We start from the raw sequence: 21,322 nt of genomic DNA, 5'->3' as shown, positions 1-21,322 counted from the left end.
ACGAATTCTTAGGAGAGCAGGATGAAATTCAGTGAACAATGGCTGCGTGGCTGGGTAAGCCCGCAGGTAAGTCGTGACGAGCTGGTTGCTCGTCTGTCGATGGCCGGTCTTGAGGTCGACAGCGTTACGCTGGCCGCCGGCGAATTCACCGGTGTAGTGGTGGGCGAGGTGCTGAGCACCGAGCAGCACCCGGACGCTGACAAATTGCGCGTTTGCCAGGTCAGCAATGGCTCGGAAACCTTCCAGGTCGTTTGCGGTGCGCCCAACGTGCGCCCGGGCCTGAAGATCCCGTTCGCCATGATCGGTGCCGAACTGCCGGGCGACTTCAAGATCAAGAAAGCCAAGCTGCGTGGCGTTGAGTCCAACGGCATGCTGTGCTCGCAAGCCGAGCTGCAAGTCGGCGAAGGCAACGATGGCCTGATGGAATTGCCGGCCGATGCGCCAGTGGGTCAGGACATTCGTGAATACCTGAGCCTGGACGACGCCAGCATCGAGGTCGACCTGACCCCGAACCGCGGCGACTGCCTGTCCCTGGCCGGTCTGGCCCGTGAAGTTGGCGCGCTGTACGCCACCGAAGTCACCCGCCCGATGGTGGCTGTCGTGCCAGCCGTGCACGACGAAGTACGCTCGATCGAAGTGCTGGCGCCAGCCGCTTGCCCACGTTACTTGGGCCGAGTGATCCGCAACGTCGACCTGTCCAAACCAACACCGTTGTGGATGGTCGAGCGCTTGCGTCGTGGCGATGTGCGCAGCATCGACGCCGCCGTCGACATCACTAACTACGTGATGCTGGAGCTGGGTCAACCGCTGCACGCGTTCGATCTCGCCGAAATCAATGGCGGCATCCGCGTGCGCATGGCCGAAGAAGGCGAGAAGCTGGTGCTGCTCGACGGTCAGGAAGTCAGCCTGCGTAGCGATACGCTGGTGATTGCCGACCACACCCGCGCCCTGGCTATTGCTGGCGTGATGGGTGGCGAGCACAGCGGCGTCAACACCGCGACCACTCGTGACGTATTCCTCGAAAGCGCGTTCTTCGACCAGATCGCTGTCGCTGGCAAGGCCCGTTCTTACGGCCTGCACACTGACGCCTCGCACCGCTATGAGCGTGGCGTGGACTGGCAGCTGGCCCGTGAAGCCATGGAGCGTGCCACTGGCCTGCTGCTGGAAATCACTGGCGGCGAAGCCGGCCCGATCACCGAAACCGTCAGCGAGCAGCACCTGCCGAAAATCGCGCCGGTGACCCTGCGTGCGCAACGCATCACCCAGATGCTGGGCATGGAAATGGACCCGGTGGAAGTCGAGCGTCTGCTCAATGCTTTGGGCCTGGCCGTTTCGGCTGACGGGGCAGGGCAGTGGCGCGTAGAAGTGCCAAGCCATCGCTTCGATATCAGCCTGGAAGTGGACCTGATCGAAGAGCTGGCCCGTTTGTACGGTTACAACCGTCTGCCGGTTCGTTACCCACAAGCCCGCCTGGCACCGCAAGCCAAGGCTGAAGCCCGTAGCGATCTGCCTGAACTGCGCCGCCTGCTGGTGGCTCGTGGTTATCAGGAAGCGATCACTTACAGCTTCATCGATCCGAAACAGTTCGAACTGTTTAATCCGGGTGTTGAACCGCTGTTGCTGGCCAACCCGATTTCGAATGACATGGCTGCCATGCGTTCATCGTTGTGGCCAGGCCTGGTCAAGGCGCTTCAGCACAACCTGAACCGTCAACAGGACCGCGTCCGTCTGTTCGAAAGCGGCCTGCGTTTCGTTGGTCAGTTGGAAGGCTTGAAGCAAGAGCCGATGCTGGCCGGTGTGGTTTGCGGTAGTCGTCTGCCGGAAGGCTGGGCGCAGGGTCGCGATGTCGTGGACTTCTTCGACGTCAAGGCTGACGTGGAAGCGGTGCTGGGCTTTGCCGGTGCGCTGGATTCATTCACTTTCGTACCGGGCAAACACCCGGCGCTGCATCCAGGTCAGACCGCGCGCATCGAGCGTGAGGGTCGTCTGGTCGGTTACGTCGGTGCGATCCACCCTGAATTGTCGAAAACCCTCGGTCTCGACCGTCCGGTCTTCGTTTTCGAGCTGGTTCTGGCTGAAGTGGCGTTGGGTAAAATGCCTAAATTCCAGGAGTTGTCGCGCTTTCCTGAAGTGCGTCGTGACCTTGCATTGATCGCCGAAAAAGACGTCGCCGCCAGCGCCGTACTGGACGTAATCCGTGAAAATGCAGGGGAATGGCTGACGGACCTCAGGCTATTTGACGTGTATCAGGGTAAAGGCATTGATCCTGATAGAAAAAGCCTTGCAGTTGGCTTGACCTGGCAGCATCCATCGCGCACTCTTAATGACGATGAGGTGAATAACACGACGCAAAATATCCTCACCTCGCTCGAACAAAGGTTGAACGCCACGTTAAGGAAGTGACGTATGGGGGCTCTGACGAAAGCTGAGATGGCGGAACGTCTGTATGAAGAGCTGGGCCTGAATAAACGGGAGGCCAAGGAATTGGTCGAACTGTTTTTTGAAGAAATCAGGCACGCTCTTGAAGACAACGAACAAGTCAAATTGTCCGGTTTCGGCAATTTCGACCTTCGGGACAAACGCCAGCGGCCTGGCCGCAATCCGAAAACGGGTGAAGAAATCCCGATCACGGCTCGCCGTGTGGTCACCTTTCGTCCAGGGCAGAAGTTGAAGGCCCGAGTTGAGGCTTATGCTGGAACCAAGTCATAACGACGAGCTACCCGTCATCCCAGGCAAACGCTACTTCACCATTGGTGAAGTCAGCGAGCTGTGTGCGGTAAAACCGCACGTGCTGCGCTACTGGGAGCAGGAGTTTCCTCAACTCAACCCCGTCAAGCGCCGCGGTAACCGCCGGTATTATCAGCGACAAGACGTGCTGATGATCCGGCAGATCCGCGCGCTTCTTTACGATCAGGGGTTCACCATCGGCGGCGCGCGCCTGCGTTTGTCCGGCGATGAAGCCAAAGACGACACCACCCAATACAAGCAGATGATTCGGCAGATGATTGCTGAATTGGAAGATGTGCTGGTTGTGCTCAAGAAATAAATTCCTGCGTTTGAATACTTCCAGTTTTCAAAAGCTTGCGATATATTCTTGAGCGTTCCTCGAGGTGAGGAACAGGTATAACGCCTAGTCGGGGCGTAGCGCAGTCCGGTAGCGCACTAGCATGGGGTGCTAGGGGTCGAGTGTTCGAATCACTCCGTCCCGACCATATTTTTCAATGTCTTAGGCCAATGTTTACAGCATTGGCCTTTTTCATGTGCGTGATTTTTGCGTGACTTCTCTATTTTCACGCCTGGTGGTTCTTGGCCATGCCTTCGTTCGCAAGTCTTGCCATTTTCTGCCCATCTTTCCTGGCAATGACCGAGACATCCTCGCCTACAGCTTGCGGGGTGAGAACCAATGCCACCCGCCTAAATCTGTTGGACGCCTCAAGCTCACAGGTTCATCCTTGCCGCCTGTGAAAAGATCGGGACAGTTGAATGAATCGTTTGTGGGCCAAGGCTCTGTTTGCTGGAATGTTATTTTCGTTAAGCGCGGCCAGCTTTGCTGGTCAGGAAAGCGAGCTCTATTCAAACCTTGACGCTGGCAAGGCGCAGACCGTCGTAGCTTATGGTACGAGCTTGACGGCCTCTGGCGCCTGGGTGCAGCAGCTTGGGGATGATCTGAATCAGCGTTACCCAGGACGTGCCACGGTTATAAATAGTGGGAAGGGTTCGATGTGGTCGGGATGGGGTGTTGAAAATCTCGAAAGTCGAGTTATCTCCAAAAGCCCGGATACGGTGTTTATCGAATTCGCGATCAACGACGCTTTCCTTCCCCACAAAACCACCGTCGAACAAGCGCGGAAAAACCTCGAGTTAATGATTGACCGGATCAAGGCTGCCAAGTCATCGACGGAGATCATTTTAATGGTGACGAATCCAGTGATTGGAGGCTCTGGAGTGGAGAGACCGAAGTTAAGGGATTACTTCCAGATGTACCGGGATGTCGCACAGGCCAGGGGACTTCGTCTAATCGACAATTATCCAAGGTGGGAGGCGGTCTTGAAATCAAGTCCCGACCTGTTTAATCAGTATGTTGCGGATGGATTGCACCCAAATGCTGATGGATATCGCGCAGTGGTCACCCCGTCATTGATTGAAAATTTGAGTGGCGCCTCGCCAAACTGACCTGGACATAGATGCAAAACTCGCTTCGGCGGGTTTTTTTCGCCTGGAGACCTGGAAAAAAGCAGCGGTGTGACCCGTATCGCCAGAGCACACTGGATGACGATGCGCGTCATCCAGTGTGCGTTCATGCCGCTCAGCGGAACCGGCTGTACGTCACGCGGTCAGCTCGGAATCTATTGCAAGGTCCTCGTCGGTGCTAAATCCGCTGCTAACTCACACAACACTGGAGCTCAGGTGAATACTCGCTTTGAAAAATCCAGAGTGGAATTTTCGAAGCTTTCAATAAGTATGAAAAAGAAGATGGGGGGCTAGGGGTCGAGTGTTCGAATCACTCCGTCCCGACCCTATTTCACAAGGGGATCAAGCCTGGCGGCTTGATCCCCTTTTTCGTTTCTGACGTCCTGGTGCTAAAGTCGCCCACTTTCAGAACAAGGAAGTACCATGCGAATTGTCAAAACCGCGACCACCCTAACCATTGTTCGCCAATGGCTAATCACAGTCTCTATCGGCCTATTGGCAGTGGCGGGCAGTGCGCAGGCCCAAACCACGCCGCAGGCTAATCAAGAGATAAAGGGTTTGCTGGATTTTGTGGAGCGCAGTGAGTGCAAGTTTGTGCGCAGCGGCACCGAATACCCGGGACCCCAGGCTCGGGCGCATCTCGAAAAGAAGCTGAATTATCTCGAAGGCAAAAACATGGTGAGCAGCGCCGAAGACTTCATTGATCTGGCCGCTACCAAAAGCAGCATGAATGGCAAAGCCTATGAAGTGAGGTGTCCCGCGGGCGTCCAGCCGACGAGCACGTGGTTGAAGAGCGAGTTACAGAGACAACGCCAGCTCCATTGAGCGTGTTTCCGAAACGTTAAAGCCTGGCCTATCCGCCGGGCTTTTTCGTTCTGGCGCCTCGATGCCAAGGCCGCGGTCACGTTCAAATACCTGTGTTTTCGTAATACCAATCCCCAGTCATATCCCTGACGTCTGTGGGTTTCCTCTCTTGAGTGACGTAGGGTTTTTGCGGCGAATAGATATAAGACGCGTAGCACAAGAAGCAGGAAAGGTTGATCCGCGCGAACGTTACGCGGCCATGCTCTGATTGAATGTCAATTCTGATAGGCGTTATCTGCGCCTTTTTAGCTGCGTCGCTGACCAGCGTGAACAGCTGCGTTCCGTGTGCATCGAAAGGTTTGTTCTCATCATCGCTGCCACAGGTAGAGCTGGGTTTGTCTGCATAATTTCCAGTTTCGGATTCAATACTCTTACACCAGTCCTGATTGTGGTAATAGGTTATTCGATGTTCATTCACCGTGGTAACCAGTTCGGTTAGCAATGGGCTCATTCCGGGATTGGTAGAATCAGCGGTTATCCAAATACACAAAACAATAAGCACCCATACGGCTGCCACGAAAAGGATCAGTTTGAGCAGGGCTCTCATGATCTCCAGCAGGATTTGGCCCATCACTTTTATAATGTGTATGGATACGGATTTAAAACCTGAATAGATCGACATCACTTACTTTCCATGTTGTTTGATCGCTGTCCTTGCATCGAAAAAATGACTGGCACTGGTGAATGTTAACCTTTTCGACTCTCCGTCCCGCCCCCGTTTTTCAATGGCTGGCCCAATCCGAAAAGGTTGGGCTTTTTCATACCCCCCAGCCTTCCCTGACCGCCCGCCGGATCCCCTCCAGCAACATCGCAAACGCGGGGTTGTCATTGTTCTCGCGCCAGATCAGATGCAATTCGCTTTGCACCCCTTCGCCCAAGTCGATATCGCGAAATACCACGTTCTTGAACACCACACTGGTCGCGCAGCGCGGCACCAGGGCCAGGCCCATGCCGGCGTTGACCAGGGCCAGGATGGTCAGGGATGAGCCGAGCCATTGCACGTACTCCGGAGCGACGCGGGCCGAGCGCAGCATGCCGGTCAGCAGTTCGTTGAACGGCGGGTAGGCGGCGTGGGAGTACATTAGAAAAGGTTGGGCATCGAGGTCCTGCACGGACACGGTGTCGGCGCTGGCCAATCGATGATTGCTCGGTACGGCGAGGACGAACGGTTCGCGCACCAGGCATTCGGTGGCGTAGCCCGGTTCCAGCAACGGCGCACGGACGATGCCCAGGTCGATGCGCCGCGCGCGCAGGGCTTCGTGCTGCTGGTAGGTGTTCATTTCCGACAGATCGATTTTCACGTGAGGCTGTTTGAGCCGTGCTTCGGCGATGACCTTGGGCAGGAACTCATATACCGCACTGCCAACGAAGCTGATATTGACCGAGCCGATGTCGCCTTCGGCAAAACGCCGGGCGGTGACGGCCGCTTGCTGGGCGCGCTCCAGCAGGTTCTGCGCTTCGATGAAGAAGGCGCGACCGGCCGCGGTCAGCGCGACGCTGCGGGTAGTGCGGGTGAACAGCTCGACGCCCAAGTGGTGCTCCAGCAGCTGAATCTGGCGACTGAGTGGAGGTTGCGTCATGTTCAGGCGTTCGGCCGCTCGACGGAAGTTGAGCTCGGTGGCGACCGTGGTAAAGCAGCGCAGCTGGGTGAGTTCGAACATTGATCTAATCCAGGTATCAATCGAATGCCAAGTTAGATTAGACGGGATCAATTGCCGCGTCCATGATCGGCTCGTCCCCAAAAAAACAAGATCGGGAGTCGCCCTTGAAAACCCTCCAGAGTTCGCCGGAGCCCACGGTGCTCGCCCGTGCCGCCGCCAAAGTGAAACGCCATGTGCTGCCGCTGTTCGTGGTCATGTTCATCGTCAACTACATCGACCGGGTCAACATCGGTTTTGTGCGCAGCCACCTGGAAACCGACCTCGGCATTGGCGCGGCCGCTTACGGGCTGGGCGCCGGTTTGTTTTTCGTCGGTTATGCGTTGTTTGAAGTGCCGTCCAACATGCTGCTGCAACGTTACGGCGCGCGCGTCTGGCTGACCCGCATCATGTTCACCTGGGGCGCCGCCGCGATGGCGATGGCCTTCGTCAAAGGCGAAACCAGTTTCTATGTGCTGCGCTTTATCCTCGGCGCGGCGGAAGCCGGGTTTTTCCCCGGCATCATTTATTACTTCACCCAATGGCTGCCGGCGTCTGAACGCGGCAAGACCATGGCGGTATTCCTCAGCGGATCGGCGATTGCCTCGGTGATTTCCGGCCCGGTGTCGGGTGCGCTGCTGAACGTCAACGGCTTGAACCTGCATGGCTGGCAGTGGATGTTCCTGATCGAGGGCTTCGCTTCCATCGTGTTGTGCGGTTTTGTCTGGTTCTGGCTGCAATCCCATCCGCGCGAGGCGAAATGGCTGAGCGACGAGGAGCGCGGTGCCCTGATCACCGCCATTGCCGAGGAGCAGCAGGCCCGTGAAGCGGTGAAGGGCGTCAAGCCGTCGATGTTCAAGTTGCTGGCGGACCGGCAGATCGCGTTGTTCTGCTTTATCTACTTCTCCATCGCCCTGACCATTTACGGCGCCACGTTCTGGCTGCCGAGCATGATCAAGAAGATGGGCAGCCTCGGTGACTTCCAGGTCGGCCTGTTCAACTCGGTGCCGTGGATCATTTCCATCGTCGCGATGTACGGTTTTGCCGCGATGGCCAGCAAATGGAAATTCCAGCAGGCCTGGGTCGCATTGACTTTGGTGATCGCCGCGTTCGGCATGTTCATGTCCACCACCGGCGGCCCGATCTTCGCCTTTGTCGCGATCTGTTTTGCTGCCATTGGCTTCAAGGCTGCGTCGGCGCTGTTCTGGCCGATTCCGCAAAGTTATCTGGATGCGCGCATCGCTGCAGCGGTGATTGCGCTGATCAATTCCATCGGCAATCTCGGCGGCTTCGTCGCGCCCACCGCGTTCGGTTTCCTCGAGCAATCCACCGGTTCGATCGAAGGCGGCCTGTATGGCCTGGCGGCGACGTCGCTAGTAGCCGCCGTGGTGATCTTCTTTGCCCGTACCACCCCGAAATCAAGCACGCAAACCGCGACCAAAGCTGTGGTGCCGAGCCACGCCGCTACACGTTAAGACCTGGATAGATCAATCGGAGCCTGACCTTTGAAAATCAAACGCGTAACCGTGACCCCCATCGCCTTCCGCGATCCGCCCTTGCTCAACGCCAGCGGCATTCACGAACCCTTTGCGCTGCGCTCGATCATCGAAATCGAGAGCGACAACGGCTACATCGGCCTCGGTGAGAGCTACGGCGATGCCCCGGCACTGGCGATTCAGATGCAACTCAAAGACCAATTGATCGGCCTCGACCCGTTCAACCTCAATCAGCTTCGCACCATCGTCCAGGCGACTGTGGCGGCCAATAAAACCACTAGCGTGGCCGGTGCCGAACTGGCGCCCGGTTCTCATGCGAGCAAGGCGGTGAGCAACGCCTATTCGGCGTTCGAAGTGGCATTTCTCGACCTGCAGGCACACTCGCTGAACGTGCCGTTGGTGGACCTGCTGGGCGGGGCGATTCGCGATGAAATCCCGTTCAGCGCCTACCTGTTTTTCAAGTACGCGCAGCACATCGACTCACCCTATAAACCTGACAATTGGGGTGAAGCACTGAACGAAGAACAGATTGTCGCCCAGGCCCGACGGATGATCGAAACCTATGGTTTCAAGAGCATCAAGCTCAAGGCCGGCGCGCTGGAACCGGAACATGAAGTGGCGTGCATCAAGGCCTTGAAGAAGGCGTTTCCCGGCGTCCCGCTGCGCATCGACCCGAATGCCAACTGGTCGCTGGACACCTCGATTCGCATGGCCGAACTGCTGGGCGATGACCTGCAATATTACGAAGACCCGACGCCGGGCCTGGAAGGCATGTCCGAACTGCACAAGCGTACCGGGCTGCCTTTGGCGACCAACATGGTGGTCACCGATTTCGACGAGTTCCGCCGCAGCGTGGCGCTAAACAGTGTGCAGATCGTGCTTGCCGACCATCACTACTGGGGCGGTCTGCGTGACACTCAGGCGTTGGCGAAAATGTGCCAGACCTTTGGCCTGGGCGTGTCCATGCATTCCAACTCGCACTTGGGCATCAGCCTGATGGCCATGGCCCATGTCGCCGCGTCGGTGCCGAATCTGGATTACGCCTGCGACACCCATTACCCGTGGCAGGAGTCGGACGAAGAGGTGATCAAGGGCGGCAAGCTGCCGATTGTGGATGGCTGCGTGAAGATCACCCGCGCGCCAGGTCTGGGGTTGGAATTGGATCATGATCAATTGGGCAAGCTGCATGATCAGTACCTGACGTGCGGGATTCGTCAGCGCGATGATGTGAAGCAGATGCAAAAGTATCAGCCAGAGTGGAAGACGGTTAAGCCGCGGTTTTAAAGTTGCCCGGTAACATGAGTCACACGTGGTACTCGTAGCAGCTGCCGAGGTACGAGGCTGCGTTCGGCTGCGAAGCAGTCGTGAAATCAGCCGACGCGGTCCTTCAGGAAGACCGCGTGCTCAGGTTTTACGACTGCTTCGCAGCCGAGCGCAGCCTCGTGCCTCGGCAGCTGCTAAAGAGCCGAACGCAGCCTCGCAGGCTCGGCAGCTGCTACAGAGCCGAACGCAGGTTGTTACAGGTTGCGCATGGGTCAATTGATATCCGAATCACACCCATCCGGATCCGGATCCCTCGCCTTCACCGCGCGTTGTAACCGCGCCGCGATCAGGGTGTTCTTCAGCAGATAAGCAATGGTCATCGGCCCCACGCCACCCGGCACCGGCGTAATCGCACGGGCGACGGTGCGCGCACTGGCGTAGTCGACATCGCCCACCAAGCGGTTGCCGGACGCATCAGTAATGCGATTGATCCCGACATCAATCACCACCGCCCCAGGTTTGAGCCAACTGGCATCGATCAGCCCGGGACGACCCACCGCCGCCACCACAATATCCGCCAATCGGCACAGCGCCGGCGCATCGACACTGCGCGAATGCACCACGCTGACCGAGCAATGGGCCTGCAACAACAAGGTCGCCATCGGTTTGCCGACAATGTTCGACCGGCCGACGACCACCGCGTGCAGGCCGCTGATATCTCCGCAAGTCTCCTGCAACAGGCGCATGCAGCCGCTGGGCGTGCATGGGGTCAACACGTCCATGCCTTGCACCAGCCCGCCGACGTTTTCGCGATGAAAACCGTCGACGTCCTTGATCGGGTCGATGGCATGAATCACTGCGGCTTCGTCGATATGGTCCGGCAACGGAAGTTGCACCAGAATGCCGTTCACGGTGACGTCGGCGTTCAGTCGCGCGATCAGCTCCAGCACTTGCGCCTGGCTGGCGTCGTCCGGCAGGCGATGTTCGAGGGAGCGAATCCCGACTTCCTTGGCTCGCAGCAGTTTATTGCGCACATAGACGTGGCTGGCCGGGTCGTCGCCGACCAGCACGACCGCCAAAGCGGGGAAAATCTGCTGCGCGGCCAGGGCCAGAACTTCTTCGCGGACCTCGTCGAGCACCTGGGCGGAAATGGCTTTACCGTCGATATCCCGGGCCAGTGTTGGGGTACTGCTGATCAAATGCGTCACCGTCGTCATTGAAAGAGCAGGGCGCAGGTTACCAGCCGAGGGTCGCCGTCTACCACAGGCAGCAGATGGACAGGATGTCGCGGGGAGGATGCGCTCTGCAAGACACCGCGAAAACCCGGGGGGCAGAATTAATGAGCGGTCGATGACCGCCAGGCTTTATGTCGAGCAAAACCGATCAAATCAGCTAGTTGAAACCCTTCACTGCAAATCAGCCATTTGCTTCCAATCAATCCCGAATCGCGCCAGGAATTTACGCAAGCGATCCGCATCGTTCGGCTGTGCCTTGGCCTGGCGCGACACGCCAAACAGACGTCGCCCCGCATCAGACAAACTGTCCGCCTGCCGGCAAACGTCGAGCACGGCTTTCAGTTGCAGGCGATCAAACAGGTCGATGTCGACGTTCTCACCCAGCAATCCATCCAGGTCATCACTGGGTTGCGTCAGGCCCCAGGCATAGCGCAGGCGGTCAATCTCTTCCTCGACCTGAGCCTCATCGATGCGCCCGCTGTCGGCGAGGGTCGCCATGCGCGTGATCGATGCCGACAACTCGCGAAAGTTACCCAGCCAAGCGGCTTCGCTGGAGCTGGCAAACGCCAGGTAGCGGCGTCGGGCCTCCAGGTTGAAGCGCACCAAATGGCCTTGATCGCGGGCATGGCGTTCCAGTTCGAAATCGATGTTGGGCTCGATGTCTTCGCGCCGACCCGCCAGGCCGGGCAGGTCGAACGTCCACAGGTTGATCCGCGCATACAAGTCTTCGCGAAACAGGCCTTCGGCGACGCGACTGCGCAGGTCACGGTGGGTGCCGGCGATGATCAGGAAGTCGCTTTCCACTTCCTTGTCCGAGCCCATGGGGAAGAAGCGTTTCTCTTCGACGGCTTTGAGCAGCATGGCTTGTTCGTCGGCGCCCAGTTCACCGATCTCATCGAGAAACAGCATGCCGCCATCGGCTGCGCGCAATAGACCGTCGCGGGCATTCTGTGCGCCGGTGAATGCGCCTTTGATGTGGCCGAACAGCGTCGACATGGCGCCGTCGCCGCGCAAGGTCGCGCAGTTCACTTCCACAAAGCGCCCCTGCATTTGATGACGGCCGCGCTTGAGTTCATAGATGCGTCGGGCCAGGAATGACTTGCCGGCACCGGTCGGGCCGATCAGCAGCATCGGCGCCTGGGAGCGCACCGCCACGCGTTCGATCTGCTCGATGGAGCGGTTGAACGCCACGTTGCGGGTGGCGATCCCGGACTTCAGAAACGCCAGGCCTTCGAGGCGTTTATGGGCGAAACGTGAAGCGATGCGGTCGTAGCGCGACAGGTCGAGGTCGATCAGGGCGTGGGTGCCGGTGGCTTTATCCTCTTCGTTCTGGCGCCGGGCCGGGGAGGTCTGGATCAACCTCGCCGGTAAAAACCGCGCCTCGGTCAGCAGGAACCAGCAAATCTGCGCGACGTGGGTGCCGGTGGTGATGTGCACGAGGTAATCCTCGTGCTCGGTGTCGAAGGTGTAGTCGGTGGTGAAGTCGTGCAGCGCGCCGTACACCTCTTCGAAATCCCAGGGGTTGCGCAGCGACATGGGGTGCAGGCGCACCTCGGTGTCCGGTGAGACCTGGCGGATGTCTTCGCGAACCCGCTGGGCCAGGCTGACGTCCCGGGCGTCGACACCGTGAATCAGTTCCAGGCGATGGATCAATACGTCCGGTTGCTGGCACAGGCCGACGCTCGGTCGCCAGTGACTCCAGCGATTGGCGCCCTTGCCGACGCGATCGAGGGTGGCGCCGATAAAACCGATGGCGACGGTGCGCTTGGCTGACATGTTTATACCTAAAGATAAAAAGCGATATCAAAGGATAGATAAATAACGAACCGTTTGTCTCCTCAAGAATCTTCATACATCACAAAAATTAAAAATAACCATATAAATCAATAATATAAAAAATAATCTGAACAAAAAACAAACCTGGCACGTCGGCTGCAATATCTCTGGCAACCAACGAGAAAACAAGCGAGACGCCACGATGGCCAACTTCAAACTGTTCAACACCCAACAGGCAAACCTGCCGGCATGCGACACGCTCAACGCCGCTCAAGCCCCGGCTTATGCCTATAGCGCCAAACACAAGTTGGCCCAACTGGCCGTGACCGGGTGTCTGAACTCGACGTTCTACGCTTGCGCCGAAAGCCAATTGGATCAGGTGTTGCAATTGGTCGCCGAGCTGGACAGCCGTTACGTGGCGAAGGCCGCTTTGTATGCTCGTAAAAAGGGTCACATGAAAGACATGCCGGCCTTGATGCTCGCCGCCCTCACCGCACAGCGTTCGGCGCTGGTGCCAGAGGTGTTCGAGCAGGTGGTGGACAGCGGCAAGATGCTGCGCAACTTCGTACAGATCCTGCGCAGCGGTGCCACGGGGCGCAAGTCCCTCGGTTCGCAGCCAAAGCGACTGGTGCAGAACTGGTTGAACAGCGCCAGCGAACGCCAGTTGCTCCAGGCCTCGATCGGCAACCAGCCGTCGCTGGCGGACGTGGTGAAGATGGTTCACCCCAAGCCCAACGAAGCCTGGCGTGCAGCGTTCTTCGCCTGGCTGATCGGTAAACCGGTGGACGTGCAGGCATTGCCGGAACTGACCCGCTCGTTGCTGGCCTTCCGTAGCGGCGCGAGCCGGGAGGTGCCGCAGGTGCCGTTCCAACTGCTGGGTAACGAGACGCTGAGCAAGGAGCAATGGGCAATCCAGGCCCGGAACATGGGCTGGCAAGCCCTGCGCATGAACCTCAACACCCTGGCGCGCCACGGTGCGTTTCAAGTGCCGGGCTGCGCCGAGTATGTAGCGGCGCGGTTGGCGGATGCCGAGGCGGTGGCGAAGGCGCGGGTTTATCCATACCAGTTGTTGGCGGCGTATCGCATGACCGGGGATGACGTGCCGCACATAGTGCGCGAGGCGTTGCAGGACGCGTTGGAACTGTCCTTGGCCAACGTGCCGGCGCTGCAAGGTCATGTCGTGGTGTGCCCGGACGTCTCGGGCTCGATGCACAGCCCGGTCACTGGTTATCGCCAGGGCGCGACCAGCGCAGTACGCTGCATCGATGTGGCTGCACTGATTGCTGCCGCGGTTTTGCGCAAGCAACCCCAAGCCCGGGTGATGCCGTTTGAGGTGCAGGTGGTGGACGTCCAGCTCAACCCGCGTGACAGCGTGATGAGCAACGCCGAGAAACTGGCCGCTGCGTGCGGTGGCGGGACCAACTGCTCGGCGCCACTGGCGAAGCTGGCCGACGCCAAGGCCAAGGTCGATACGCTGATCCTGGTCTCGGACAACGAATCCTGGATCGATGCGCGTCGCCGTGGCGGTAGCGAGACGATGCGGCAATGGGAGCGGATCAAGCAGATCAACCCCCATGCGCGGCTGGTGTGCATCGATATGCAACCGGGGGCCACGACCCAGGCGCCGGACCGTGAGGACATCTTGAATGTCGGCGGTTTCAGCGACTCGGTGTTCGACGTGATCGAACAGTTCACCACCGGCCACTATGGTGCGCAGCACTGGGTCAAGGTGATCGAGGCCATGGAGTAACACAACGCGTGCGCCGCTCATACGGCGCACGCCACAAGAATTGATTTTTTCACCGACGCTGAATGCCGATGGGACTACATCCAACGACGTCTCATCAAACCCTTGTCAGGGTCGGTGAAAGGCACGAATGCCGGGTGGCTGTACATCTGAAGACCGGTTAAGTCCGGTGCGCGGCAACGCGCAACAGTCACTCACTTTTGTCGTGCCACCTATTTGAAATTTTGGCAGCGAATGCCACAGGTACTCCATCGTGTCGCGGGTTCGACTCCCGCCCCGGTAACGGGTAGCTCAGTTGGTAGAGCCTATGTGCCTGTATCCCCTGGTCGCTGCCGGGTATTGGAACAACGCCGGATAATCGGCCAAAAAGAAAAGAATCGAGATCATGCAAGAACATACCTACCAACTGCTGGAAGTCGCCAACGGCAAACCGATCAAGCTCTGGACCGAAGGCGTCCCGGTGGAAAACGAAGCGCGCGAGCAGTTGATGAACACGGCGAAGATGCCGTTCATCTTCAAACACCTGGCCGTGATGCCGGACGTGCACCTGGGCAAGGGCTCGACCATCGGCAGCGTGATTCCGACGGTGGGCGCGATCATTCCGGCCGCGGTCGGCGTCGACATCGGTTGCGGCATGATCGCCGCGCGCACTTCGCTGATGGCCGCCGACTTGCCGGATAACCTGCACGGCCTGCGCAGCGCCATCGAGCAAGCGGTGCCGCATGGCCGCAGTTCGCCCCGTTCGCGCCGGGACAAGGGTGCCTGGGATGAGATCCCGCGACAGGCCGATCAAGCCTGGGCGGCGCTCGACCCACGCTTCAAGTTGATCACCGACAAATACCCGACGTTGGCCAAAACCAACAACCGTGGACATCTGGGCACGTTGGGCAGCGGTAACCATTTCATCGAGGTCTGCCTGGATGAAGCCAATCGGGTCTGGTTCATGTTGCACAGCGGTTCCCGTGGTGTCGGCAACGCCATTGGCAACCTGTTCATTCAACTGGCCCAGGCGGATATGCGTCAGCACATCGCCGACTTGCCGGACCGCGACCTGGCGTACTTCGAAGAGGGCAGCCAGCACTTCGATGACTACGTCGAAGCGGTGGGGTGGGCCCAGGATTTCGCCAAGCAGAACCGTGCGTTGATGATGCAAGCGGTGATTCAGGCGACACGGCAAGTGATCAGCAAGCCTTTTGAGGTGGCGCTGGAGGCGGTGAACTGCCATCACAACTACGTGCAGAAAGAACGGCATTTCGGTGAAGAGATTTTGGTGACGCGCAAAGGCGCGGTGTCGGCGAAGAAGGGTGAGTTGGGGATTATTCCGGGGTCGATGGGGGCGAAAAGCTTCATCGTTCGCGGCTTGGGTAACGAGCAATCGTTCTGCTCCTGCAGCCACGGCGCCGGTCGCACCATGAGCCGGACCAAGGCCAAGAACACCTTCACCCTTGAAGATCAGATCCGCGCCACCGCGCACGTGGAGTGCCGCAAGGACGCTGCCGTGATCGATGAAATTCCGATGGCCTACAAGGACATCGACAAAGTCATGCACGCCCAGCGCGAGCTGGTTGAAGTGCTGCACACCTTGCGTCAAGTGGTGTGCGTAAAAGGATAGGGAACATGGACAACTATGAAACTCACCCATTGGCGCCGGAAATGCGCGCCAGGGTGTTACAGGAGCTTGAAAGGATAGAACGCGAGCGTAACGTCACGGTGCTTTATGCCTGTGAATCCGGCAGTCGCGCCTGGGGCTTTGCTTCGACCGACAGCGACTATGACGTGCGCTTCGTCTACGTGGAAAAACCGGAGTGGTTCGTCCAGGTCGATACGCCGCGAGATGTGATCGAGCGGCCGCTGGACGATGAGCTGGATGTCAGTGGTTGGGAGTTGCGCAAGACCCTCGGGCTGTTGCGCAAGTCCAATCCGACGCTACTGGAATGGCTCGATTCACCCCTGGTGTATCGCAGCGAAACGGCCGCGACCTTGCAGTTGCGGGAGCTGGCCGAGGCGTTCTACAGCCCGCCGGCCGCGCGCAATCATTACCTGTCGATGGCCCGGAAAAACTTTCGCGGCTACCTGCAAGGCGAGAGTGTGCGGTTCAAGAAGTACTTTTACGTGCTGCGTCCGTTGCTGGCGGTGCGCTGGATCGACCAGGGCCGGGGCCGGCCGCCGATGACCTTCGCCGACTTGCTCAGCACGGTCGACGACCGGGCACTGCTGGATGAAGTCGCGGAGCTGTTGGTGCTCAAGCGCAACGCCGATGAAAGTGCCTATGGCCCACGTCGACATGCCTTGCACCAGTTCATCGCTACGGAATTGGAACGCGCAGTCCCTGAACTGCCGCGCACCCAGGAAGACTCCCGGCTGTTGGATCAGTACTTGAGAGACACGGTAAAGCATTACGCCTAAGGATGAAGATGAAACAGGAAGTGATTGAACTGGACGGCGCGATGGGCGGCGGTCAGGTACTGCGCAGTGGCTTGAGCCTGTCGATGGTGACCGGTCGGGCGCTACGGATTAAGAACATTCGGGCCCGGCGCAGCCGCCCCGGTTTGCTGCGCCAGCACCTGACGGCGGTGCTGGCGGCGGCGGAGGTCTGTGGCGCCGCCGTGCAGGGCGCGGAGTTGGGTTCGCAGGTTTTATCCTTTGAACCGGGGCCGATTCGTGGCGGCGAGTTCAGCTTTGCCATTGGCACGGCGGGCAGTTGCACCCTGGTATTGCAGACACTGTTGCCGGCCTTGTTGCTGGCGCCGCAAGCCAGTCGGGTACGGATCTCGGGTGGTACGCATAATCCATTGGCACCGCCCAGCGATTTCCTTGAGCGCGCCTGGCTGCCGCTGCTGCGCCGCATGGGGGCCAAGGTTGAGTTGCAACTGATTCGCCACGGGTTTGTACCGGCGGGGGGTGGCGAGATCGAAGTCTTCGTGCAGCCTTCGCAGCTGCGGCCGCTGCATCTGTTGGAGCGCGGCGCGTTAGTTTCACAGAGCGCTTCGGCCCTGGTGGCGGGCCTGGCACTGCAAGTGGCTGTGCGTGAACTGGAGCGGGTCGGTAAACGGCTGGAGATGGCGCCGCAGGTTTTACATTGTGTCGCGCTCGATCAGGATCGGGGGCCGGGCAATGTCCTGCTGGTGGAGTACGTCTTTGAGCACGTCACCGAAGTGTTCAGTGGCTTTGGCCAGGCGACCCTGCGTGCCGAGAAGGTTGCCGATGGCGCCATCGATCAGGCTGCGGATTGGCTGAACAGCACCACCGCCGTTGCCGAGCATCTTGCCGATCAATTGCTGCTGCCCATGGCCATGGCGGGTGGTGGAAGCTTCACCACACCGCGCATGACCGAGCATCTGCAAAGCAATATCGCGGTGATCGAGCGTTTTCTGCCGGTCACTATCGATTGCACCGTGGAAGGGGAAAACAGGCTGATGGTTGAATGCAAAAGCGCGGTGCTTACTGCCCCAGTCGCTCCATCGTATGCAGCATCGGCTCCAGCGACACACTGATCAATCCGTCCAGCGGCCGGTTCAGCTCTTCAACCAGCAGGATCGTCGCCGCCGCCGATGCGGAGCACATCATCAGCACCACCACAATCGTGCCATTGCGCGGGGCGAACAAGCCGAACGAGCCGAAGATGATCGACAGCCAGGTGATGAGAATCACCAGCATGACCGGCGGGATCGACTGGTTGGCTTGCAGCATGGTCAGCCAACGGGCGGCGAACACGGCGTCCATCATCTGCAAGGCCGAGGCCTTGAGCGTGCGTTGATTGTCGGTGCCGGGGGAAAGCGCGGCGACCTGCTGTTGCAGCGCTTCGGAGCGGTTGATCGCTTCCGGGCTATCGAGCATGGCCAGCCGGGATCGATCCCGGGACTGCAGGACCTGCACGATTTCCGCGTAATTGTGCTTGAGCTGTGTGCGGATGGGCTGGGTTTCCGGGCCATAACGCGCCAGCACGCGGTCGAACTCGACCACCTTGGCCGCCGCACCTTCCAGCTGTGCATTGGTGGTTTCGAACGTGCCTTTGGCCGAAGAAACCAGCAGGCCCAGCACCAGCGCCGACATGGTTGCGATCAGGCCGGTGGCAAGCTTCAGGACGGTAACCGAATCGTCACTCAGATGATGCGAGGGCAATCGCTGCCGCACGTACGAGCCCACCAAGGCACTGCCGAACAGGCAGGTGAATACGATCAGTGCGATCAGCAAATGATTCATTCAACCTCCGTTGACGCGGCTCGGGATGGCGAGTTGACGGTAGCAGATGGTCTTGGACTTGCCACAGAGCCTGAATTGAACACCACCCCTGTGGCGAGGGAGCTTGCTCCCGCTGGGCTGCGAAGCGGCCCCAAAATCTTGTGAGCGCTGCGCACTCAAGCGGGAGCAAGCTCCCTCGCCACTGGTTCAACGAGCCCAACCTTTTCAGGTTGGGCTTTTCTATAGGCGATTTACTGATCCTTCTCGCAATTGACCATCCACGCCACGCCAAACCGGTCCACCAGCATCCCGAAGCGGGCCGCCCAGAAGGTTGCCTCCAACGGCATTTGCACCGTGCCGTCCTCCGCCAGTGCGGCGAAGACGCGCTCGGCTTCGGCCACGCTGTCGACGTTCAACGAGATCGAGCATCCGGCCATATCGTCGGTAGGGCGATCAGGTGTGGTGTCCGAACCCATGATCGCCTGGTCACCCACCGACAGGCGGGTATGAATGATCAGGTTGTGGTACTCCGTTTGAACGTGTTCCTTCGCCGGGCTTTCGCCGAAGGTCATCATCATGTCGATCTGGCCGGGCAGGGCCGTGGCGTAATAGGTGAAGGCGGCTTTACAGTCGCCATTGAAGATCAGGTAGGGATTGATTTTCATGTTCTACTCCCGGTAACCGAGTGGGGCCGGACGCCAAAACGGCCTCCAGCTTCAATAGGGTTCGACCTCTAATAGCAAAGCGTTAGAGGCCGGGTTTCACCGGGTTTGTTCAGACGTTTTTTCTATAGACAAGGCGCGGCTTATTGCTCGATCAATCGACGATGACGCGTTCGTCGCCAATGCAGACGGTCAACTGCTGACCTTCCTTATTGAAGGCGCAGTGGGGGAGCGACGCCTGTTTGTACTTGCCGAGAGGCACGCCGATAAAGAAAGCAGCCAGCAGCACGGCGGCGATGAATTGCACTGGCATTTGCTGCGGATCCGATACGCGGTTTTTGAGTTTTTCGCGAGCGTATAGACCGCTGCTCAGCAGAATCACGCCGATGATCATGAAGGAGCCAATCTCATGCTCGCTGATGCTGTAAATCGCATTACCTGTGTCGTTGTCCGGGTAGTTCAGTTGCCACCAGGTGCCGATGCCCAGCGGCACCAGGCCGGAGCCGATCCAGCCGTAGATCGCGCCAGGCAGGCGTAACAAAATAGCGATAACCAGCCCGAGTATGGCCACCCCCCAGCTCATCAAATACATCGGCGTTTCCATGCCGCCGCCCATGAAGGTGCCGCCGACATCACGCGGCGTCATCAACTGCCAGTTGAAGAAGGCCACATGCAGAATCAAAACGAGTACAACGAGCCCGCTAACGGCGTGAAAGAGCCCTGAGACGAGGGTATTGAGGCGCGAGAACACACGAAATCCTTTTTGTGTTTTGAGGGGGCGCCAGTATGCCAGTGGGTACTGGCACTTTGTATCGCCTCAGGCCACTGCGCGTGGCACCGAAGGGCGCAACACGCGCTCGATCGCGCCGCTCACCAGGCTTTCCAACAGTTCATCCCGCTCCGCTTCACCCAGCGCATGCTGGGTCAGCCAACCAGGGGCGCTGTTGAGCAAGTTGGCAATCGCGTGCCCGGCCGCCAACTGACCCTGTGCGCTGAGCCTGGACTTGGCCCCCAACATCAGCAGCAACCGGCATTCGTATTGCTCGCGTAATTGCCGAACTCGTTGCTGCTGATCTTCATTCAGGCAACCGCTGTCGCGCTCCGCCAAGCGAAAATGCCAAGGCATTTCCCGGTGCAGGTTCAGGTGCGCCTGGATCAGGCTGGGCAGCATGCCGCGTTTGGCTTTTTTATCCAGGCGCCCAAGCGTCGCCAACAACTCTTCGTAGAACTCTTCGATCAAGTCCGCCAGCAAGTGCTGCTTGCTCGGGTAATGGTGATACAGCGAGCCCGGGGCGAGCCCCAGGCAGGTGGCGAGCTCGCGCATGCCGACCTGGCCGAAACCCTTGCTGGCGAACAGCTCCAGCACCTTGTCCCGGTATTCGGCAAAGCGTTCACAACGCTCAGGCATAGGCATGGAAGCCGCGCCCCGTTTTGCGTCCCAGGTAACCGGCGGCGACCATTTCCTTGAGCAACGGCGCCGGGCGGTATTTGCTGTCATTGAAGCCGTCGTAGAACGCCTCGAGAATCGCCAGCACCGTATCCAGGCCAATCAAATCCGCCAGGGCCAGCGGGCCGATCGGCTGGTTGCAGCCCAGGCGCATGCCGGCGTCGATGTCATCGGCGCTGGCCAGGCCTTCCTGAAACACCAGGATCGCTTCGTTGATCATCGGCACCAGGATCCGGTTCACCACGAAGCCCGGGCGGTTGCCGGCGGTGATCGCGGTTTTGCCCAGCGTCGTGGCCATGTCCAGCGCCAGGGCGTGGGTCGCGTCGCTGGTTTGCAGGCCGCGAATCACCTCGATCAGCTCCATCACCGGCACCGGATTGAAGAAGTGCAGACCGATGAAACGCTCGGGCTGGCTGACGCTGGCGGCGAGTTGGGTAATCGACAATGAGGACGTGTTGGAGGCGATCACGCACTCGGCGCTGACCTGCGCGGCAATCTGTTGCAGCACCCGCAGTTTCAGGTCGAGGTTTTCGGTGGCGGCTTCGATCACCAGTTGCACGCCTTTCAGGCTGGCGTAATCAGTGCTGGTGCGGATCTTGTCGAGGGCGGCGAGTTTCTGCTCTTCGCTCAACGTCGCTTTGGCGACTTGCCGATCAAGGTTCTTGCCGACAGTCGCCACAGCCTTTTGCAGGGCACTTTCGCTGATATCGATCAAGGTCACGCTGAAGCCGGCCACGGCGCAAACCTGCGCAATCCCGTTGCCCATGGTGCCCGCGCCAATCACGCCGATGTGTTGCAGATTCATGCTTGAAGTCCTTGCGA

At 59.1% G+C, this 21,322-nt stretch carries 20 protein-coding genes and 1 tRNA gene; 12 read left to right on the top strand and 9 right to left on the bottom strand.

Annotated elements, in window-relative coordinates; all coding sequences use genetic code 11:
- The first annotated feature begins 21 nt into the window (after positions 1–21).
- The 6 genes from pheT to HKK53_RS08860 all read left to right on the top strand — a co-directional run bounded on the left by pheT (position 22) and on the right by HKK53_RS08860 (position 5,016).
- Positions 22–2,403, top strand: a complete 2,382-nt coding sequence (pheT, locus tag HKK53_RS08885) for a phenylalanine--tRNA ligase subunit beta (protein ID WP_169370512.1) — start codon at positions 22–24, stop codon at positions 2,401–2,403.
- A 3-nt stretch (positions 2,404–2,406) separates the two neighbouring features.
- Complete coding sequence (ihfA, locus tag HKK53_RS08880; protein WP_002553164.1) at positions 2,407–2,709, top strand: integration host factor subunit alpha; 303 nt, start codon at positions 2,407–2,409, stop codon at positions 2,707–2,709.
- Positions 2,690–3,046, top strand: coding sequence for a MerR family transcriptional regulator (locus HKK53_RS08875; protein WP_003179985.1), 357 nt, complete (start codon positions 2,690–2,692; stop codon positions 3,044–3,046). The genes ihfA and HKK53_RS08875 overlap by 20 nt, the downstream gene beginning before the upstream one ends.
- Positions 3,047–3,135: 89 nt before the next feature.
- A tRNA-Pro gene (locus HKK53_RS08870) sits at positions 3,136–3,212 on the top strand.
- A gap of 271 nt (positions 3,213–3,483) precedes the next feature.
- The gene (locus HKK53_RS08865; RefSeq protein WP_169370511.1) at positions 3,484–4,173 is read left to right on the top strand and encodes an SGNH/GDSL hydrolase family protein; all 690 of its coding nucleotides are present in this window, start codon (positions 3,484–3,486) and stop codon (positions 4,171–4,173) included.
- Positions 4,174–4,614: 441 nt separating this feature from the next.
- On the top strand, positions 4,615–5,016 hold the full coding sequence (locus tag HKK53_RS08860; protein ID WP_169370510.1) for a DUF5329 domain-containing protein: 402 nt from the start codon (positions 4,615–4,617) through the stop codon (positions 5,014–5,016).
- A gap of 82 nt (positions 5,017–5,098) precedes the next feature.
- Here the strand turns inward: HKK53_RS08860 and HKK53_RS08855 are convergent, their stop codons facing one another.
- Positions 5,099–5,677, bottom strand: coding sequence for a hypothetical protein (locus tag HKK53_RS08855; RefSeq protein ID WP_169370509.1), 579 nt, complete (start codon positions 5,675–5,677; stop codon positions 5,099–5,101).
- 136 nt (positions 5,678–5,813) lie between these two features.
- A complete protein-coding gene (locus HKK53_RS08850) occupies positions 5,814–6,716 on the bottom strand; it encodes a LysR substrate-binding domain-containing protein (RefSeq protein WP_169370508.1) in 903 nt (300 codons plus the stop codon).
- Between the two features lie 104 nt (positions 6,717–6,820).
- On the opposite strand from HKK53_RS08850, the gene HKK53_RS08845 reads away from it, so the two are divergent.
- Both HKK53_RS08845 and HKK53_RS08840 read left to right on the top strand, forming a co-directional pair.
- Positions 6,821–8,167: an MFS transporter gene (locus HKK53_RS08845; RefSeq protein WP_169370507.1), complete on the top strand. Its 1,347-nt coding sequence runs from the start codon at positions 6,821–6,823 to the stop codon at positions 8,165–8,167.
- A 30-nt stretch (positions 8,168–8,197) separates the two neighbouring features.
- A complete protein-coding gene (locus HKK53_RS08840; RefSeq protein ID WP_169370506.1) occupies positions 8,198–9,472 on the top strand; it encodes a glucarate dehydratase family protein in 1,275 nt (424 codons plus the stop codon).
- 251 nt (positions 9,473–9,723) lie between these two features.
- Here the strand turns inward: HKK53_RS08840 and HKK53_RS08835 are convergent, their stop codons facing one another.
- Together HKK53_RS08835 and rtcR are read right to left on the bottom strand one after the other, a co-directional pair.
- Positions 9,724–10,668 carry a bifunctional 5,10-methylenetetrahydrofolate dehydrogenase/5,10-methenyltetrahydrofolate cyclohydrolase gene (locus HKK53_RS08835; RefSeq protein WP_169370505.1) on the bottom strand — a complete coding sequence of 315 codons (945 nt, stop codon included), beginning with the start codon at positions 10,666–10,668 and terminating at the stop codon, positions 9,724–9,726.
- Positions 10,669–10,857: 189 nt separating this feature from the next.
- Positions 10,858–12,462 (bottom strand): RNA repair transcriptional activator RtcR, encoded by a 1,605-nt coding sequence (gene rtcR / locus HKK53_RS08830; protein ID WP_169370504.1) that lies wholly within the window; start codon positions 12,460–12,462, stop codon positions 10,858–10,860.
- Positions 12,463–12,664: 202 nt separating this feature from the next.
- On the opposite strand from rtcR, the gene HKK53_RS08825 reads away from it, so the two are divergent.
- The 4 genes from HKK53_RS08825 (at position 12,665) to rtcA (ending at position 17,703) form a co-directional block, all read left to right on the top strand.
- Positions 12,665–14,212, top strand: coding sequence for a TROVE domain-containing protein (locus HKK53_RS08825; protein ID WP_169370503.1), 1,548 nt, complete (start codon positions 12,665–12,667; stop codon positions 14,210–14,212).
- Positions 14,213–14,594: 382 nt separating this feature from the next.
- Positions 14,595–15,821: an RtcB family protein gene (locus HKK53_RS08820; protein ID WP_169370502.1), complete on the top strand. Its 1,227-nt coding sequence runs from the start codon at positions 14,595–14,597 to the stop codon at positions 15,819–15,821.
- Positions 15,822–15,826: 5 nt separating this feature from the next.
- The gene (locus HKK53_RS08815; RefSeq protein WP_169370501.1) at positions 15,827–16,615 is read left to right on the top strand and encodes a nucleotidyltransferase domain-containing protein; all 789 of its coding nucleotides are present in this window, start codon (positions 15,827–15,829) and stop codon (positions 16,613–16,615) included.
- Positions 16,616–16,623: 8 nt separating this feature from the next.
- Entirely contained in the window at positions 16,624–17,703 is a 1,080-nt protein-coding gene (rtcA, locus tag HKK53_RS08810) for an RNA 3'-terminal phosphate cyclase (RefSeq protein ID WP_169370500.1), read from the top strand.
- Here the strand turns inward: rtcA and HKK53_RS08805 are convergent.
- The 5 genes from HKK53_RS08805 to HKK53_RS08785 all read right to left on the bottom strand — a co-directional run bounded on the left by HKK53_RS08805 (position 17,651) and on the right by HKK53_RS08785 (position 21,305).
- A complete protein-coding gene (locus tag HKK53_RS08805; RefSeq protein WP_169370499.1) occupies positions 17,651–18,412 on the bottom strand; it encodes a bestrophin-like domain in 762 nt (253 codons plus the stop codon). The genes rtcA and HKK53_RS08805 overlap by 53 nt on opposite strands.
- A 230-nt stretch (positions 18,413–18,642) precedes the next feature.
- Positions 18,643–19,056 (bottom strand): VOC family protein, encoded by a 414-nt coding sequence (locus HKK53_RS08800; RefSeq protein ID WP_169370498.1) that lies wholly within the window; start codon positions 19,054–19,056, stop codon positions 18,643–18,645.
- Between the two features lie 151 nt (positions 19,057–19,207).
- Positions 19,208–19,804, bottom strand: coding sequence for a hypothetical protein (locus HKK53_RS08795; RefSeq protein ID WP_237150740.1), 597 nt, complete (start codon positions 19,802–19,804; stop codon positions 19,208–19,210).
- Positions 19,805–19,870: 66 nt separating this feature from the next.
- Positions 19,871–20,467 carry a TetR/AcrR family transcriptional regulator gene (locus HKK53_RS08790; RefSeq protein WP_169370497.1) on the bottom strand — a complete coding sequence of 199 codons (597 nt, stop codon included), beginning with the start codon at positions 20,465–20,467 and terminating at the stop codon, positions 19,871–19,873.
- Positions 20,454–21,305: a 3-hydroxybutyryl-CoA dehydrogenase gene (locus tag HKK53_RS08785; protein ID WP_169370496.1), complete on the bottom strand. Its 852-nt coding sequence runs from the start codon at positions 21,303–21,305 to the stop codon at positions 20,454–20,456. The genes HKK53_RS08790 and HKK53_RS08785 overlap by 14 nt, the downstream gene beginning before the upstream one ends.
- Positions 21,306–21,322: the final 17 nt, after the last annotated feature.

It is taken from the genome of Pseudomonas sp. ADAK7 (assembly GCF_012935675.1).
GTDB lineage: Bacteria > Pseudomonadota > Gammaproteobacteria > Pseudomonadales > Pseudomonadaceae > Aquipseudomonas.
The sequence above is the reverse complement of the archived record's forward strand: the minus strand, read 5'-3'. Positions and strand labels throughout refer to the sequence as shown.

Excerpts from the sequence above, each read along its gene's own strand:
- pheT (WP_169370512.1), top strand. The coding sequence starts at position 22 with ATGAAATTCAGTGAACAATGGCTGCGTGGCTGGGTAAGCCCGCAGGTA.
- ihfA (WP_002553164.1), top strand. The coding sequence starts at position 2,407 with ATGGGGGCTCTGACGAAAGCTGAGATGGCGGAACGTCTGTATGAAGAG.
- HKK53_RS08875 (WP_003179985.1), top strand. The coding sequence starts at position 2,690 with ATGCTGGAACCAAGTCATAACGACGAGCTACCCGTCATCCCAGGCAAA.
- HKK53_RS08865 (WP_169370511.1), top strand. The coding sequence starts at position 3,484 with ATGAATCGTTTGTGGGCCAAGGCTCTGTTTGCTGGAATGTTATTTTCG.
- HKK53_RS08860 (WP_169370510.1), top strand. The coding sequence starts at position 4,615 with ATGCGAATTGTCAAAACCGCGACCACCCTAACCATTGTTCGCCAATGG.
- HKK53_RS08855 (WP_169370509.1), bottom strand. The coding sequence starts at position 5,677 with ATGTCGATCTATTCAGGTTTTAAATCCGTATCCATACACATTATAAAA.
- HKK53_RS08850 (WP_169370508.1), bottom strand. The coding sequence starts at position 6,716 with ATGTTCGAACTCACCCAGCTGCGCTGCTTTACCACGGTCGCCACCGAG.
- HKK53_RS08835 (WP_169370505.1), bottom strand. The coding sequence starts at position 10,668 with ATGACGACGGTGACGCATTTGATCAGCAGTACCCCAACACTGGCCCGG.
- rtcR (WP_169370504.1), bottom strand. The coding sequence starts at position 12,462 with ATGTCAGCCAAGCGCACCGTCGCCATCGGTTTTATCGGCGCCACCCTC.
- HKK53_RS08825 (WP_169370503.1), top strand. The coding sequence starts at position 12,665 with ATGGCCAACTTCAAACTGTTCAACACCCAACAGGCAAACCTGCCGGCA.
- HKK53_RS08820 (WP_169370502.1), top strand. The coding sequence starts at position 14,595 with ATGCAAGAACATACCTACCAACTGCTGGAAGTCGCCAACGGCAAACCG.
- HKK53_RS08815 (WP_169370501.1), top strand. The coding sequence starts at position 15,827 with ATGGACAACTATGAAACTCACCCATTGGCGCCGGAAATGCGCGCCAGG.
- rtcA (WP_169370500.1), top strand. The coding sequence starts at position 16,624 with ATGAAACAGGAAGTGATTGAACTGGACGGCGCGATGGGCGGCGGTCAG.
- HKK53_RS08805 (WP_169370499.1), bottom strand. The coding sequence starts at position 18,412 with ATGAATCATTTGCTGATCGCACTGATCGTATTCACCTGCCTGTTCGGC.
- HKK53_RS08800 (WP_169370498.1), bottom strand. The coding sequence starts at position 19,056 with ATGAAAATCAATCCCTACCTGATCTTCAATGGCGACTGTAAAGCCGCC.
- HKK53_RS08790 (WP_169370497.1), bottom strand. The coding sequence starts at position 20,467 with ATGCCTATGCCTGAGCGTTGTGAACGCTTTGCCGAATACCGGGACAAG.
- HKK53_RS08785 (WP_169370496.1), bottom strand. The coding sequence starts at position 21,305 with ATGAATCTGCAACACATCGGCGTGATTGGCGCGGGCACCATGGGCAAC.